The organism is Bacillus sp. CPT56D-587-MTF (genome assembly GCF_058792335.1).
This window is the reverse complement of the sequence record NZ_JBYTEF010000001.1, coordinates 3,026,148-3,041,471: the sequence shown is the minus strand read 5'-3', so window position 1 is coordinate 3,041,471 and position 15,324 is coordinate 3,026,148. Positions and strand designations below refer to the sequence as shown.

12 protein-coding genes are annotated in these 15,324 nt (G+C 34.7%); 8 read left to right on the top strand and 4 right to left on the bottom strand.

Features of this window, described 5'->3' with window-relative positions:
• Positions 1-150: 150 nt before the first annotated feature.
• From AC3WVZ_RS15655 to AC3WVZ_RS15640, 4 genes are all read left to right on the top strand, one after another.
• Positions 151-1,128 (top strand): agmatine deiminase family protein, encoded by a 978-nt coding sequence (locus AC3WVZ_RS15655; RefSeq protein WP_000435519.1) that lies wholly within the window; start codon positions 151-153, stop codon positions 1,126-1,128.
• Positions 1,129-1,170: 42 nt separating this feature from the next.
• Positions 1,171-1,992, top strand: coding sequence for a MerR family transcriptional regulator (locus tag AC3WVZ_RS15650; protein WP_000287978.1), 822 nt, complete (start codon positions 1,171-1,173; stop codon positions 1,990-1,992).
• Positions 1,993-2,073: 81 nt separating this feature from the next.
• Positions 2,074-3,816 (top strand): amidohydrolase, encoded by a 1,743-nt coding sequence (locus AC3WVZ_RS15645; protein ID WP_001254972.1) that lies wholly within the window; start codon positions 2,074-2,076, stop codon positions 3,814-3,816.
• Between the two features lie 107 nt (positions 3,817-3,923).
• Positions 3,924-4,970: an agmatine deiminase family protein gene (locus AC3WVZ_RS15640; RefSeq protein ID WP_065382386.1), complete on the top strand. Its 1,047-nt coding sequence runs from the start codon at positions 3,924-3,926 to the stop codon at positions 4,968-4,970.
• Positions 4,971-5,016: 46 nt separating this feature from the next.
• Here the strand turns inward: AC3WVZ_RS15640 and pepF are convergent, their stop codons facing one another.
• A complete protein-coding gene (pepF, locus tag AC3WVZ_RS15635; RefSeq protein WP_233935053.1) occupies positions 5,017-6,804 on the bottom strand; it encodes an oligoendopeptidase F in 1,788 nt (595 codons plus the stop codon).
• Between the two features lie 117 nt (positions 6,805-6,921).
• Positions 6,922-7,713: an arylamine N-acetyltransferase family protein gene (locus tag AC3WVZ_RS15630; RefSeq protein ID WP_233935051.1), complete on the bottom strand. Its 792-nt coding sequence runs from the start codon at positions 7,711-7,713 to the stop codon at positions 6,922-6,924.
• A 203-nt stretch (positions 7,714-7,916) separates the two neighbouring features.
• Here AC3WVZ_RS15630 and amyS point away from each other — a divergent pair, with 203 nt between their 5' ends.
• Positions 7,917-9,458, top strand: a complete 1,542-nt coding sequence (gene amyS, locus AC3WVZ_RS15625) for an alpha-amylase (RefSeq protein WP_233935049.1) — start codon at positions 7,917-7,919, stop codon at positions 9,456-9,458.
• A 155-nt stretch (positions 9,459-9,613) separates the two neighbouring features.
• On the opposite strand, the gene AC3WVZ_RS15620 is transcribed toward amyS, so the two are convergent.
• The gene (locus AC3WVZ_RS15620; RefSeq protein ID WP_233935048.1) at positions 9,614-10,369 is read right to left on the bottom strand and encodes an exosporium leader peptide-containing protein; all 756 of its coding nucleotides are present in this window, start codon (positions 10,367-10,369) and stop codon (positions 9,614-9,616) included.
• A 602-nt stretch (positions 10,370-10,971) separates the two neighbouring features.
• On the opposite strand from AC3WVZ_RS15620, the gene AC3WVZ_RS15615 reads away from it, so the two are divergent.
• From AC3WVZ_RS15615 to AC3WVZ_RS15605, 3 genes are all read left to right on the top strand, one after another.
• A complete protein-coding gene (locus AC3WVZ_RS15615; protein ID WP_233935047.1) occupies positions 10,972-12,873 on the top strand; it encodes an endonuclease MutS2 in 1,902 nt (633 codons plus the stop codon).
• A 6-nt stretch (positions 12,874-12,879) separates the two neighbouring features.
• The gene (locus AC3WVZ_RS15610) at positions 12,880-13,404 is read left to right on the top strand and encodes a GNAT family N-acetyltransferase (RefSeq protein WP_233935045.1); all 525 of its coding nucleotides are present in this window, start codon (positions 12,880-12,882) and stop codon (positions 13,402-13,404) included.
• 160 nt (positions 13,405-13,564) lie between these two features.
• The gene (locus tag AC3WVZ_RS15605; RefSeq protein ID WP_001042044.1) at positions 13,565-14,275 is read left to right on the top strand and encodes a histidine phosphatase family protein; all 711 of its coding nucleotides are present in this window, start codon (positions 13,565-13,567) and stop codon (positions 14,273-14,275) included.
• 65 nt (positions 14,276-14,340) lie between these two features.
• Here AC3WVZ_RS15605 and AC3WVZ_RS15600 read toward each other — a convergent pair whose 3' ends face one another.
• On the bottom strand, positions 14,341-15,306 hold the full coding sequence (locus AC3WVZ_RS15600) for a quinone oxidoreductase family protein (RefSeq protein WP_016124992.1): 966 nt from the start codon (positions 15,304-15,306) through the stop codon (positions 14,341-14,343).
• Between the last annotated feature and the right edge of the window lie 18 nt (positions 15,307-15,324).

The window sequence follows — 15,324 nt, the reverse complement described above, 5'->3', positions numbered from 1 at the left end:
TTATATAAATATATAATATTTCTCCATGCTATAATCCATTCATGAAATATACGCGGTTCATGAGTTGTAATGAAAAGAGAAATGAATTGAGGAATAGTTGGCTTTGTGAAATCAGTTATGTAACTACTATTAAAAAGCGAGGTAAATAATATGGAACAAAAACATAATGGGATTATTTTTACTGCAATACCAGACGAATCGAATGAATATTATCAACCATTTTATGAAGACTTGATTTACTTTAATGAATGTTTAAATGAAAAGAAATCAATTGCGGATCAACTTATATCTTTATCTGTTGAAGAACAAGACTTTCATACGAGCTGTTTTGAGTATGATGATATTTGGCTAAGAGATGTTGCACCGGTTGTCACAAATCATCTAGTTAAATTTAAATATCGACCAAATTATTTGCCAGATGATCAAGGGCGATATTTAGATCAACAGTTTAATAAATGGTTGAAAAAGAATGACTTTGAATATGTGAAATCCCCATTAATATTAGATGGTGGTAATCTTATTTGGAATAAAAAAGATACCGTAATATTAACAGAACGTATATTTGATGATAACGATGATTGGACAGAAGAGGAAATTATTGAGCAGTTAGAATGGGATTTAGATGTGAGCCGAGTTATTATTATTCCTGCTGAAGAAGGGGATGTACTAGCACACGCAGACGGAATGGTTAAATTTATTGATGAACATACAATGTTTATTAGTGATTTTTTAGGGGATCATGAATTTAGATATAGTGTTCAAGAGATTATTCAAGAACAAATGCCAGAAGCTGAATTTATAGTTGTTCCTTCATCATATACAGAGAAAGGACAATATGATCAAGAGATAGCATCAGCAAAAGGGTTGTATATAAATATGTTAGAATCATGTGATGCTCTTTATGTTCCTAAGTTTGGATTAGCTAAAGATGAGGAAGTTTTACGATATATTCAACAGTATACGGAGAAGCAAGTTATTCAAATTCATGTAGGAGAAATATCAACAATGGGAGGCGCAATGAATTGTTTAACGTGGTATTGTCCAAGCCATTTGTTACCTTCAAAAATGAGAAGATTAAAAAATCAGAATGAAGATTTTTCAATGAAGAAGATTTTTGATTGGTTTTAATAAATAAGTAATGAAAAGAAAATCTATTCAAGGAGTATTGATATGTATACCATCGCTGAGTTTTCTCGGATTTGTAAAATGAGTACGCGGATGTTAAGACATTATGACAAAGAGGAGATATTAAAACCGGCATATGTGAATCCGGTTAATGGGTATAGATATTATGAACAAGAGCAGCTGGAAGTAGCGTTGAAAATCAAAAAGTTAAGGGAGTATAAATTTCCTCTTCCAAAAATTAAAATTGTTTTGCAGTCATCAGATCAAGATTCGTTTGTTCAACATATACAATCACAAATTATCGAGTTGTCTCATGAAGTGAAGCAAAATTTACAGGTTATTTCAGAAATGAATGAAATGGTAAAGGTGAATAGTAGTCTAAATATTGCTCGTCATAGAAATTACGATATATTAATGGGAATGAGGAATGAAGTAACGATAATTACTCAAAGAGTAAAAATAGATATAGATGATATGGATGATTATTTTTATGACTTATATGAAGAGGTACAAAAAAATAATTTTCAAATAGTCGGTTCACCATCTGCAGTCTTTTATGATGAAGAATATATTCCAAGTAACAGTGATATTGAATTAAGAATCCCGGTTATGCAGGGGAATGATGAAGACGTAGCACAAGAGTATGAAATGAAACAACTAAGTCCACATCATATCGTTACTACTATGCATTATGGAAGTTACGACTATATAGGTTACGCTTATATAGCGTTAGAAGAATGGATTGAAAGAAATGGGTATGTGATAATTAATTCGCCATATGAGGTTTATATAAAGGGACCTGAATGTGATTGTTTAGCAGAAGAGTATGTGACACAAATTTGTTTTTTAGTTACGAAAATAGAATGAGAATAAGGATTGACATTAACATTATGTCAATCCTTATTCTATGTATGAAAGCAATTTATCATAATAAAAAGGAGAGAGAATATGAGAAGAACAATCATGATTATTTGTCTCGTTCTAAGTATGGTATGGATTTCCGCATGTACTGCTGGAGTAGGAGAAGGTGAGAGTGGTAGCGCTGTACTACCAAGTCAGTTACCTAAAAATGTAGTGTTTAAAAATGGTACAATCTATACTTCAAATGAAAAGCAAGACATCGTAGAGGCTGTAGCCGTTAAAGAGGGGAAAATTATATTTGTTGGTTCAAACAAGGATGTAGAGGAATTTATAAATGAAGATACGAAAGTGGTGGATTTACAAGGACGTTTTATCCTTCCTGGTTTTGTGGACAATCATAATCATATATTTGAAGCAAAATCACCAGCAGCAGGAAATTGTAGTGTCTCACCAGATGCTTCTCTGCAAAAACAACGCTCGTATTTAAAGGCTTGTAAAAAAGGTGTGAAAGATGGCGAATGGATAAGTGGAACGGGGTTCAGTTTGGAAGCGTTGTTAAAAGATATGGACGAAAAATCAGAGCAACAAACCCCATTACAAGTTCTTGATGAGTTATTTCCTAATAATCCAGTATTAATTATGGAAAGAACCTCCCATTCTGTATGGGTTAATTCAAAGGCACTCGAGTTAGCTGGAATAAATAAAGATACAAAAGATCCACAAGGTGGAAGGATTATTCGGGATTCCGAGACAGGAGAACCGTTTGGTATTCTTTATGATACAGCAGGAGATATCGTGATGGAAAAAGCATGGAATTCTCAACCAAATCTGTTTGAAAAAAATTATGAAGGTTTATTAGACGGTTTAGATGAGGTTGCAAAGAATGGTATTACTACAGTTGGTGATGGACGTCTTTATTGGAAGCGAGGCTGGTTAGACGTTTGGAATAAAGTAAATGACGAAAAAAAGCTAACGTCACGCGTAGTACTTCGACCATGGGTATATCCAAATTTAAACGAAGCAGAACAAATGGAGTATTTCAAAAAAATTAAGCGTGATGATGTGTCATCCCGTATGCTTATTAATCAAGTGAAAATGTATAGTGATGGAATTAGTATTAATAGCACTGCTAAAACACTAGAAAAATATAAATTTGAATGGTTTACAGGAACTCCGTATGGGTTGAATTATATTCCAGAAGAAAAAATGAAATGGTGGTTAACCGAATTAAATAAAATTGGTTACGGTGCACTTATTCATACAATTGGAGATGCTGGGGTAAGAGAGAGTTTAAATGCGATTGAAGCAGCGAAAAAAGAAGGTGCAAACCAGCCTTATACACTTACGCATGTGGAAATGGTAGAAGATAGTGATATAGATCGTTTTGCTAAGTTAGGTATTAGCGCTGATTTTCAAGTAGGTCATGATTTTGCGGAAGATCCAAAACAAAGCTGGGCAAGTACGTATTTTACAAATCAGCAAATGAAACGAATTATGCCGTTAGGGCGAATTTGGAAAACCGGTGCGAATGTATCACTTAGTAGTGATTGGGATGTAAACGAACTGAATCCACTTGTGACGATTTCAAATGCATTAAGCATTGATGAAAAGGGCTTGTCTGATGTATACGCAGCTATTGATGCCTATACAATTAAGCCAGCTAAAGCGCTAGGTCTTGATAACATTACAGGTTCGATTGAAGTAGGCAAATCAGCTGATATGGTATTACTAAATGAAGATATTACTAAAATGAGTGCCGATAAGATTCCGAATGCGAAAGTTTTAGTGACGGTTTTACAAGGAGAAGTAGTGTATCACAAGGAGAAATAAAGAGTCACCTTATAAAGTTGCTACAAGTAAATGAATATATTCCTGTTGACCTTAACACGATGTCAAAGTATAGACTGGACATACATTCATATAAGGGGTGAACACGTATGAGAAATATAGAAAATAGTTTGTATTATATGCCTGCGGAATGGGAGAAACATGAAGGTACATGGCTCCAATGGCCACATGATAAAACACATAGGGGTGAAGGTTACAGAGCTAAGTTAGATGATATTTGGATATCGATGGCAAAGGAGCTTCACTATGGAGAAAATGTCCATATTGTTGTATGTGATGAAGAAGAAAAAATACATGTCCAATCGAAGTTAATGGAAGCTAACGTGAATATGAATAAAATTGATTTCTTAATTCAAGAAACTGATGATATTTGGATAAGAGATAACGGACCAATCTTTGTAAAAGATAAAGAAGGGAACCGCTATCTAACGCACTGGATATTTAATGGTTGGGGAAATAAATATCCGTACGAAAACGACGCTAATATTCCGAATAAAATAAGTGAAATGTATCGCATTCCAAAAGTTGAATCTAGTGTCTGTCTAGAGGGCGGGGGAATTGAGACAAACGGAAACGGGACCTTAATGGCGGCGGAAACGTCTATTATAAATGAAAATCGAAATCCTACACTAAGTCAGAAAGAAATTGAAATGGAGTTAACGAAATATTTAGGAGTAACAAATTTTATATGGATAACTGGTATACGTGGAGAAGATAATTATGATGAAGATACGGATTATCATATTGATGGCGCAGCACGGTTTGTAAATGAAAATACGATATTGTATGAATATGATCCTTTCGGTGAAGGAGAGTCATATCTTTTGGAGGCGTACGAAAAGCATTATCAAGAATTGCGACAAGCAAGAAATATAGATGGCAAGCCATTTCAGCTCATTCCAGTACCAGTAACAAGAAAATTGGTAAAAGAAGCAGATTGTAAAGGATCGTACTTAAATTTTTACATTGGTAACGAAGTTGTATTGGTACCTATATACGGTGATGAACATGATAAATTAGGGCTTCAAATCATTGAAGGTCAATTTCCAGGGAGAAGAATTGTCGGTATATATGTTAACGAATTGTATGCATACGGTGGTATGATTCATTGTGTGACGCAGCAGCATATAGAATAGAGTAATTCAAATAAAAAGCATGCAGAGCATATACTCTGCATGCTTTTTATAATGTTGAAAACTCCTCAACAAGTTGAGTGAATTGTTTCAATGCACTTTCAATCGGTTCTGGCGTTGTTAAATCGACGCCAGCTTTTTTCAATAAGTTTAGTGGATAGTCAGAACTTCCACCTTTAAGGAATTCAATATAATTTTTCTGAGCATTCGGATCACCGCTTAATAGTTTATCAGCGATTTGAATGGCAGATGCGAATCCAGTTGCATATTTGTATACGTAAAACTGGCGATAGAAATGAGGGATTCTAGCCCATCCGTATTTTACTTCTTCATCAAATACAAGTGAATCACCGTTATATTCTTTAAATAGCTTTTCATAAATTTCACTGAATACTTGTGCATTTAATGGTTTACCTTGTTCAGCCATTTCATGTGTGATTTTTTCAAATTCTGCAAACATAATTTGTGTAAAGAAAGTACCTTTAAATTTCTCAATAAAATGGTTAACTAAATGGTTACGTACGTTCGTTTCTTTTGCTTCTTTTAATAAATAGTGAATTAATAACACTTCATTTACTGTTGAAGCGACTTCTGCGACAAAGATAGAATAATGTGCAGAAATTCTTGGTTGGTATCCATGTGAATAGTGCGTATGCATACCGTGTCCGCATTCATGAGTAAGAGTGAACAGGCTGTTTAAATCATCGTGATGATTTAAAAGAATGAAAGGATGAACGCCGTATACACCAAAGTTATAAGCACCAGAACGTTTTCCTGGTGTTTCTCTTACGTCTATATATCGTTTATCTTTAAAACTTTTTAATGTCTCAATATATTCTTCTCCTAAAGGAGCTAGTGATGCAATCATAATGTCAAATGCTTCACTATATGGGATGTCTTGTTTTGCACCTTCTACTAAATCGACGCCTAAGTCGTATTGTCTTAGTTCATCTACGTTTAATTTTTCTTTTCGAATTTCATTGTATGTATGTAATGTTTGAATGTTTTTTTTCGTTGTATCAATTAGGTTTTCATATACTTCTTTCGGAACCATATCGCCAAATAATGATTTCTCTAGCGCTGATGGATAGTTTCTTAGCTTCGAAACAGTAACATTATTTTTAATAGCAGCGGATAAAGTAGATGCGATGGAATTCTTTAACTGAACATATGGTTTGTAATATGCTTTATAAGCTTCTTTACGCTTTTCACGATTCGTATCTTCTATTAATTTTGCATACATTCCGCGTGTTAAGTTCACTTTTTCTCCATCGTCATTCGTCACTTCACCAAATAATATATCTGCATTGTTTAACATACCAAATGTGTGCTGTGGAGAAGAAAGAGCTTCACCCATCTGTGATAAAATTTCTTCTTGATCCTTATTCAATACGTGTTTTTTATAACGGTATAATTCAAACAAGTCTTCTTTATAATATTGTAAGCCTTCTGTTTCTTCTATGTAAGAATGTAATGTGCTTTCGTCTATGCTAAGTAAGAAGGGGGAAAAGAAAGATTTCGCCGCACTTACTTTTACGTGTAATTGTGATACTTTATCGACAAGAGATTGCGCGTCAGTATCGCGTGTATCAAGGTCAGATTGTAATCGTGCATAAGCGAACATTAAAGATATTATGCTAGAAATTTCTTCACTCTTCGTTAAATAAGCTAATAAACTATTGCCATCGTGAATATTGCCATTAAACTCGTGTAATTCCTTCGTTAATACTTCAATTTTATGAAAATCACTTTCCCAATCTTCAATTGTATGGTAAATGTCTGTTAAATCCCATTTTTCTATATCAGCTACTTGTAATCGATCTTTAAGTTCTGTCATAATCATTTCCTTTCTAAACATGTAGTTATATTTCTATATAACTATGAAATACAACAAATTGCAAAAAATCCCTGCTGAAAATTGAAAAGCCTTGCTAAAATAACAAGGCTTACATACTTATAGTGTAATTCCGAATTTTGAATGTAAAAGGTTTGTATATTGCATGTCTGTAACGGTTTCTTTCGTTTTTTTACCATTTTTCGCTACTGTAAGGCTATCTTTCGTTAAAGAGGCATGCCCATCTTCAGTTAGTTTTACAATAAGAGGTACTTTATTAAAGGGTGATCCTTCATGTTCAACGATAATTTTTTGTGCTGTATTTGCTTTTTCTTCATCCACTTCTTCTATATAAAATGCATAGCCTAACGTCCAATCATCAGCAGCAGATTGATCCAAGAACTCATTGTTTTTCCGCATCTCTAAAATGTAGTTTCCCTTTTCGGTCATTTCTTTACGAATACGATAATCTCCTGTAGCAGAGTGAATGACTTCACCTGAGAAAGGGATAGGGGCAAGAGGTAAGTATGATCCGAATCCTACTTCAATTAAATAAAGTTCATTATGATGTGTTAAAACGGTTGCGATATGGCCAGAATCAACAGCCCATATGGAGTTTGCAGCGTTATAAACTGTTCCTGAAACGAGATGAACATCGAATCCAGAATCTTTCAGGAAGTAATACATAGTAGGATTGAGTTCATAACAAAGACCGCCACGGTTATTTACTAAAATTTTCTCTTTCAAATTTTCTTTTGATATTTCTTTAAAATTCTTTTCGAGAATATTTAAGTTTTCAAAAGGAACAGTTTGTGCCATTGCGTACATAATGTTAGATAAATCTTCAAATGAAACTGTGTCTTTTTCTTCTATATGTAATCGTGCGAAAAATTGTTTTTGAAAGTCTGTCATCGAAATCCCTCCGTTATGCTTTTATAGGTAAATTGTAAACAACCTTGAATAGGATGTGAAATGAAAACTACGTTGAATATTTGAAATTAGATTAAAAATAATATGGGAGAGTGAGAGATTGCTACTTTACTAACGGTGGGACGAATATTATAATAATTCTGATAAACTATGCAAACGCTTTCTTGGAAGGGGATAGTGTACAGATGTTTAAAAGAATAACAATAGTCGGATTGTCAGTTGTTATGTTTTTACCTAGTCTATATGAGGGGAGTAAGGCATATGCAGACACAGTTAACAATGGAACGTTAATGCAGTATTTTGAGTGGTATGCTCCGAATGATGGGAATCATTGGAATCGTTTGCGTACTGATGTTGAAAATTTAGCGGAAAAAGGAATTACATCTGTTTGGATACCACCTGCATATAAAGGAACTACGCAAAATGACGTAGGATATGGAGCATATGATTTATATGATCTGGGGGAATTCAATCAAAAGGGCACAGTGCGGACGAAATATGGGACGAAAGCACAATTGAAATCTGCAATTGACGCTTTACATAAGAAAAACATCGATGTATACGGTGATGTAGTTATGAATCATAAAGGTGGGGCTGATTATACAGAAACTGTAACAGCAGTTGAGGTAGACCCGAGCAATCGAAATGTTGAAGTATCAGGTGATTATGAAATTAGTGCGTGGACGGGATTTAACTTTCCAGGACGTGGAGATTCTTATTCTAATTTCAAATGGAAATGGTATCATTTTGACGGAACGGATTGGGATGAAGGAAGGAAATTAAACCGAATTTATAAATTTAGGGGCATAGGTAAAGCATGGGACTGGGAAGTGTCTAGCGAGAATGGGAATTATGATTATTTGATGTATGCGGATCTTGATTTTGATCATCCAGATGTTGCGAATGAAATGAAAAAATGGGGAACGTGGTATGCGAATGAATTAAATTTAGATGGTTTTCGTTTAGATGCTGTTAAACATATTGATCATGAATATTTGCGCGATTGGGTAAATCATGTTAGACAGCAAACAGGGAAAGAAATGTTTACAGTAGCTGAATATTGGCAAAATGATATCCAGACTTTAAATAATTATTTAGCGAAGGTTAATTATAATCAATCTGTGTTCGATGCACCACTTCATTATAATTTTCATTATGCTTCAACAGGAAATGGAAATTATGATATGAGAAATATTTTAAAAGGAACGGTAGTTGCGAATCATCCTACACTTGCGGTTACTCTAGTTGAAAATCATGATTCACAGCCTGGTCAGTCATTGGAATCTGTAGTGAGCCCTTGGTTCAAACCGCTGGCATATGCATTTATTTTAACGCGTGCAGAGGGGTATCCTTCTGTTTTCTATGGTGATTACTATGGTACAAAAGGAAATAGTAACTATGAAATTCCAGCGTTAAAGGACAAAATTGATCCGATTTTGACGGCACGAAAAAACTTTGCATATGGTACGCAGCGTGATTATTTTGATCATCCGGATGTGATTGGCTGGACAAGAGAAGGTGATAGTGTACATGCTAATTCTGGTTTAGCAACATTAATCTCTGATGGACCAGGAGGGGCGAAGTGGATGGATGTTGGAAAGAATAACGCAGGGGAAGTATGGTACGATATTACGGGTAATCAAACAAATACTGTAACAATTAATAAGGACGGATGGGGGCAGTTCCAAGTAAGTGGAGGATCAGTTTCCATATATGTTCAACAATAATTTGGTGATGAAAAAGAAGAGGTAGACTGAAATATAAGTTTTCCTCTTCTTTTTATATTGTGCATATTTATCCCGCTATTTGTGGGAAGCCCGATTGGTGAGGGCTTATTAAAGTTTCACTTTATTTTTCATAAATCTTTATTGTAATAAAAGAGCTAGTCGACCTTTATAACAACAAGAGAGGCATTGGAATATATAATGTCACCCGTGGCTTCTCTTATTCGTACTCGAAGAACATCCCCTTGATTTAAAGGTAGTAAATCAGTTCTGGCGGATGTAGCTCTCACCCCAGAAGCACCACCAACTCGCGTTTCAATTGCGAATTGAATGGAATCGTTTATTGTAAGATTTAATATACTAGACGATATAGCTTGTATTACAAATACAATTGAAAAGGATACAGAGTACACGCCAGTGGTATCAATTGTAATAGAATTATTTAATGGATTTAGGGTAGTTCCACTAGCAGGTCCTGGAATGGTAAAATTAATATTTGTATTAACTACTGCTGAAAAACCGATTCCTACTTCAGAAGTTATTGTTCCAAATATGGGAAGAATCCCTAAACCGGTTGCGCCAGTAGGACCAGTTATTCCGATTCCGGTAGGACCTGTAACCCCAGTAGGACCAGTTATTCCGATTCCGGTAGGACCTGTAGCCCCAGTAGGACCAGTTATTCCGATTCCGGTAGGACCTGTAGCCCCAGTAGGACCAGTTATTCCGATTCCGGTAGGACCTGTAACCCCGGTAGGACCAGTTATTCCAATTCCGGTAAAACCTGTCGCGCCGGTAGGTCCTGTGATTCCAGTAGGTCCGGTGGGGAATGTAAATGGTGGAATTGATGGTAGTGTGGGACCGATTAAATTTGGTCCCAGAGCAGGTCCGTGTAAAATACTATACTCTTCATTCATATAGTAAACCTCCTATCATTGCTTGTCATAATTATTAAATGTATTTGGGGAAGTAAATGACATTCGCAATAGCGGAGGCGCTTCTTATAATTTCTCTTCAGCGAATATAGACCTAATTTAAGCAATATTGAAATTTATAGTTACGTACTACTAAAGTATGACACCTTTACTTCTCACGTAACATATAGTATGATGATTTCAATAAATTAGATTTCAATGATTATAATATAAATTAATGAGAGGTGCTTTTTGTGAGTGCGGTAGGTATTAAATAGGAAAAATTTAATGAAATAAATCGGATAAGACCAGGGGATTTTTATGTACATCATACCCCTAATTTTGTCATGCATTTATTTCAAAACCTATGAAGATACCTACAATACTTTATAAAGCGTGTAATAAGGGACTGCCATCTATTTTTTATGGCTTATTTCCTCATACGTTATTACACATGCCTTGTAAATGTAAAAGCTGCGGTATCCCCGCAGCTTTTTTGTATATGTTTTTATTGTATAATTATGGAATTTTATATGGCTCATTGGAATCTAATGAGTAGGTATCTTCATTTATGATAAAAATCAATCATAGTGAGGAGAAACAAAATGAATACGATGACTTTTGAAAAATTACAATATAACGAATTAAAGGATATAGTGAAATCTTATTGTGTAAGTGGATTAGGTAAGGAATTATTAAACAAATTAGAGCCAAGTACGAGTATAAAAGTAGTGAGAAATCGGCTGAATGAAACGACAGAAGCACGAGCTATATTAGATGCAGAAGGGCATGTTCCTTTCTTCGGCATTTCTAATATTGCTAGTACAATTCAAAAATTAGAAAAAGGTATGATTTTAGATCCAGAAGAATTAGTGAGTGTTTCAGACTTTTTACGTGGATGTAGAAAGATTAAAAGGTTTATGTTAGATAAAGAATTTTTTGCACCAGTATTAGCTTCTTATGCAAATTCAATGACTGAATATAAAAGTATTGAAGAGGAAATTAACTTTTCAATTAAAGGAAATAGTATTGATGCAGCTGCAAGTAAAGAGTTAAAACGAATTCGAAATAATATCGATTCTGTAGATGGGAAAATAAAAGAACGTTTAACGAAGTTTTTAAATAGTAGTGCAAATAAGAAATTCATTCAGGAATTCTTTATTAGTAAAAAGGATGACCGTTATACGATTCCAATTAAATCTTCCTATAAAAACCAAGTTGCCGGAAGTATTATTGAAGCCTCGGCAAAAGGTTCTACTGTATTTATAGAACCGCATACGGTTACGAAATTGAATGCAGAACTAGCAGGTTTGAAAGCAGAAGAAGCGGTTGAAGAATATCAAATTTTAGCGACTTTATCAGGGATGGTATTAGAAAATATTTATAGTATAAAGATTAACATGGAGCTAATTAGTCAGTATGATATGGTATTTGCGAAAGCGAAGTTTAGTAAATCGATTGATGGAATAGAACCGAAGTTAAATGATCATGGCTACATTCATTTAGTGAATTGTAAGCATCCGCTTTTAACAGGGCAAGTTGTACCCTTGAATTTTAAAATTGGTCAAGAGTATCGTAGTTTAATTATTACAGGGCCGAATGCGGGCGGAAAGACAATTGTGTTAAAAACGATTGGATTGTTAACATTAGCTACAATGTCAGGTCTTCATATTGCAGGAGATAAAGGGACAGAAATCGCTATTTTTGAAAATGTATTTGTAGATATTGGTGATAATCAAAGTATCGAAAACGCACTAAGTACATTTTCATCTCATATGAAAAATCTTTCTGAGATTATGAGGATGTCAAATAATAATACGTTACTTTTATTTGATGAAATAGGGAGCGGTACAGAGCCAAATGAAGGTGCAGCACTTGCAATTTCTATTTTAGAAGAGTTGTACTTTGCGGGATGTATTACCGTTGCGAGTACGCATTACGGAGAAATTAAACGATTCTCAGAAATGCATGATGACTTTATGAATGCAGCGATGCAGTTTAATAGTGAAACGTTAGAGCCGCTTTATAAATTAGTTATCGGAAAATCAGGAGAAAGTAATGCACTTTGGATTGCGAATAAAATGAACGTAAAAGAACATGTACTGAAAAGGGCGAAAGAGTACATGGGAAATAAAGAGTACGCTTTAGAAAAAGTGAATGAAAGTAAAATTAGAAAACCGAAATTCGTACAAGAAAAAAGAGAATCTCATTATGAGTACAAAATCGGCGATCGTGTTAATTTATTGGATCATGATGATTTTGGTATCATCTATAAGGAAAAAGATAATTTTTATAACGTTGTTGTATATTATAACGGTGAATTCGTTGAAGTAAATGTAAAACGTATTACTTTAGAAGTAGCAGCGAAGGAGTTATATCCAGAAGGATACGATTTAAATACACTATTTGTTGATTATAAAGAAAGAAAAATGCAACATGATATTGAGCGCGGATCGAAAAAAGCACTGCGTAAAATTCAAAAAGAAATAAGAAAGAATAGAGGATAAGTTAAAATGGTAACGATTAGACAAGAACAAAAAAATGATTATAGAAAAACAGAAGAAGTCGTAAAAGAAGCATTTTTAAAGGAAGAATTTAGTGATAAAACAGAACATGAACTTGTAAAACGTATTAGAGAATGTGACGCGTTTGTTCCAGAGTTATCAATTGTTGCGGTAGATGAAGATATAGTTGGTCACATTATGTTATCGAAAATTACAATAGAACAAGATGGAACTTCTGTAGAATCGTTAGCGCTTGCACCAGTTTCAGTTGCTAGGGGTCATCAGAAAAAAGGAATTGGTGGAAAAATGATTGTAGCTGCATTAGAAAAAGCGAAAGAACTTGGATACGGATCAGTTGTAGTATTGGGATATCCAGAGTACTACCCGAAATTTGGTTTTAAGAAAGCAAGTGAGTGGAATATAAAAGCACCGTTTGAAGTGCCTGAAGAGGTATTTATGATAATGGAATTAACAGAAAATTCTCTTCGAGGTGTAAAAGGAATTGTACAATATTCGAGTGCTTTTGCTGAGTAGGAGTAACGGTTAAGAAATGTAATCATAAAAGATGCTATCTTTTTGTATGGATATACAGAAAGATAGCTTTTTTTATTAAGCGGATCTACTGACGTATATTTTGCTCAATGAATAATTGAGGTGGTAAAATTGATATAGAAACGTAAAGGGAGAGAATGAAATGAATAAGCGAGAAACAGATAGCAATGAGAATGCAGTTACGTTATATGTTACAAGACACGGTAAAACAATATTAAATACGAATCATCGCGCGCAAGGTTGGGCTGATTCTCCATTAGTAGAAAAAGGTGTTGAAGTTGCCACAAATTTAGGGACAGGATTAAAAGATATTCATTTTATGAATGCATATAGTAGTGATAGCGGCCGCGCAATTGAAACTGCTAATTTAGTATTAAAATATAGTGAGCAATCAAAATTAAAACTTGAGCAAAGAAAAGATTTGCGAGAATTAAATTTCGGTATTTTTGAAGGTGAAAAACTTGAGAATATGTGGGATGTGGTTGGAAAAGCTGCAGGCGTTGCATCACCAGAAGAACTTATGAAGTTTTCTATTCAAGAAGTGATTAATCTTATTAGAGTAGCAGATCCTACAAAACAGGCGGAAGATTGGGAATTATTTTCTACTCGCATAAAAGCTGAGATAGATAAAATTAGTGAAGAAGCTGCTGGAAATGGTGGCGGTAACGTTTTAGTTGTCGTTCATGGGCTTTTGATTACTACCTTAATAGAAATGTTAGACAGTAGCAAAACAAAACTTGGGGTGGAAAATGCTAGTGTGACGAAAATTGTATACCAAGATGGAACATACACAGTCGAGTCGGTTGGAGATATGAGTTATGTTGCAAAAGGGAAAGAAAGTGTGGAAATATAATTAAATCTCAAATAGAAATAAGAAAAGGAAGGTAGAGAAATCTAGCTTCCTTTTCATTTTGTGAATTATGGGATTAATAAAATCTTCCCTGTGCTTTTACGGCTCTCTAATAATTCATGAGCAAGAGCACCGTCTTGTAAAGAGAATGTAGTAGGATTTGAAATGTTTAATTTTCCAGTTGCGATCCAATCGAATAATTGAGTAGATCGTTTTTTACGTTCTTCATAAGTGGTAAGCACGTTCCAAAGGTCTCCACCAGTTAAAGTTTTTGAAGTATCCATAAGCATACGCGGATCAACTGGCGCAGGATTACCACCAGCCATTCCGTAAAATACGACAGTACCGCCAATTTTAGTAGCGTTAAAACTTTCCCCTAATGTAGAACCTACTGATTCATACACAACATTTACTCCAGTTCCATTAGTCATTTCCAGTACTTTCATATGCCATGCTTCGGTATATAAAAATACGTGATCGGCACCAGCTAATGTAGCTATCTTTGCTTTTTCTTTTGATGATGTAAGACCAATTACTGTTCCGCCCTGTAGTTTAATCATTTGAATAAGAAGTTGACCGACGCCACCAGCTGCAGCGTGTACTAAAGCTATATCACCTTGTTTTAGTTGATAGCTATCGTGCGTTAAATAATGTGCAGTTAATCCTTGTAATAAGACAGAAGCGGCTGTTTCAAAAGAAATAGAATCTGGCAGTGGGATTACTTTTTCAGATGGAACGGCAACTAGTTCTGCATTTGCAAATGGGACGTCCGCAAATGCAATACGGTCTCCTAGGTTGATAGTAGTAACGTCAGCTCCTACTTTTTCAACAATTCCAGCTCCTTCATAACCTAATACATAAGGCGGATTGCCAGCAAGATGATAGTCGCCGCGGCGTCTATAAATATCAGCGAAGTTTAATCCGATTGCTTTCGTGCGGACAAGAATTTCATTTGGACTTATGATTGGATCGTGTATTTCTTTATAGTGTAGAACATTAGCGTCTCCGAATGTTTCGAAACAAAGTGCTTTCATATGGAATACCTCCATTTA

What these genes read in the sequence shown, in the direction of transcription:
- AC3WVZ_RS15630 (WP_233935051.1), bottom strand. Translation starts at nt 7,713, where the DNA reads ATGACAGACTTTCAAAAACAATTTTTCGCACGATTACATATAGAAGAA.
- AC3WVZ_RS15610 (WP_233935045.1), top strand. Translation starts at nt 12,880, where the DNA reads ATGGTAACGATTAGACAAGAACAAAAAAATGATTATAGAAAAACAGAA.
- pepF (WP_233935053.1), bottom strand. Translation starts at nt 6,804, where the DNA reads ATGACAGAACTTAAAGATCGATTACAAGTAGCTGATATAGAAAAATGG.
- AC3WVZ_RS15620 (WP_233935048.1), bottom strand. Translation starts at nt 10,369, where the DNA reads ATGAATGAAGAGTATAGTATTTTACACGGACCTGCTCTGGGACCAAAT.
- AC3WVZ_RS15640 (WP_065382386.1), top strand. Translation starts at nt 3,924, where the DNA reads ATGAGAAATATAGAAAATAGTTTGTATTATATGCCTGCGGAATGGGAG.
- AC3WVZ_RS15655 (WP_000435519.1), top strand. Translation starts at nt 151, where the DNA reads ATGGAACAAAAACATAATGGGATTATTTTTACTGCAATACCAGACGAA.
- AC3WVZ_RS15605 (WP_001042044.1), top strand. Translation starts at nt 13,565, where the DNA reads ATGAATAAGCGAGAAACAGATAGCAATGAGAATGCAGTTACGTTATAT.
- AC3WVZ_RS15600 (WP_016124992.1), bottom strand. Translation starts at nt 15,306, where the DNA reads ATGAAAGCACTTTGTTTCGAAACATTCGGAGACGCTAATGTTCTACAC.
- amyS (WP_233935049.1), top strand. Translation starts at nt 7,917, where the DNA reads ATGTTTAAAAGAATAACAATAGTCGGATTGTCAGTTGTTATGTTTTTA.
- AC3WVZ_RS15645 (WP_001254972.1), top strand. Translation starts at nt 2,074, where the DNA reads ATGAGAAGAACAATCATGATTATTTGTCTCGTTCTAAGTATGGTATGG.
- AC3WVZ_RS15650 (WP_000287978.1), top strand. Translation starts at nt 1,171, where the DNA reads ATGTATACCATCGCTGAGTTTTCTCGGATTTGTAAAATGAGTACGCGG.
- AC3WVZ_RS15615 (WP_233935047.1), top strand. Translation starts at nt 10,972, where the DNA reads ATGAATACGATGACTTTTGAAAAATTACAATATAACGAATTAAAGGAT.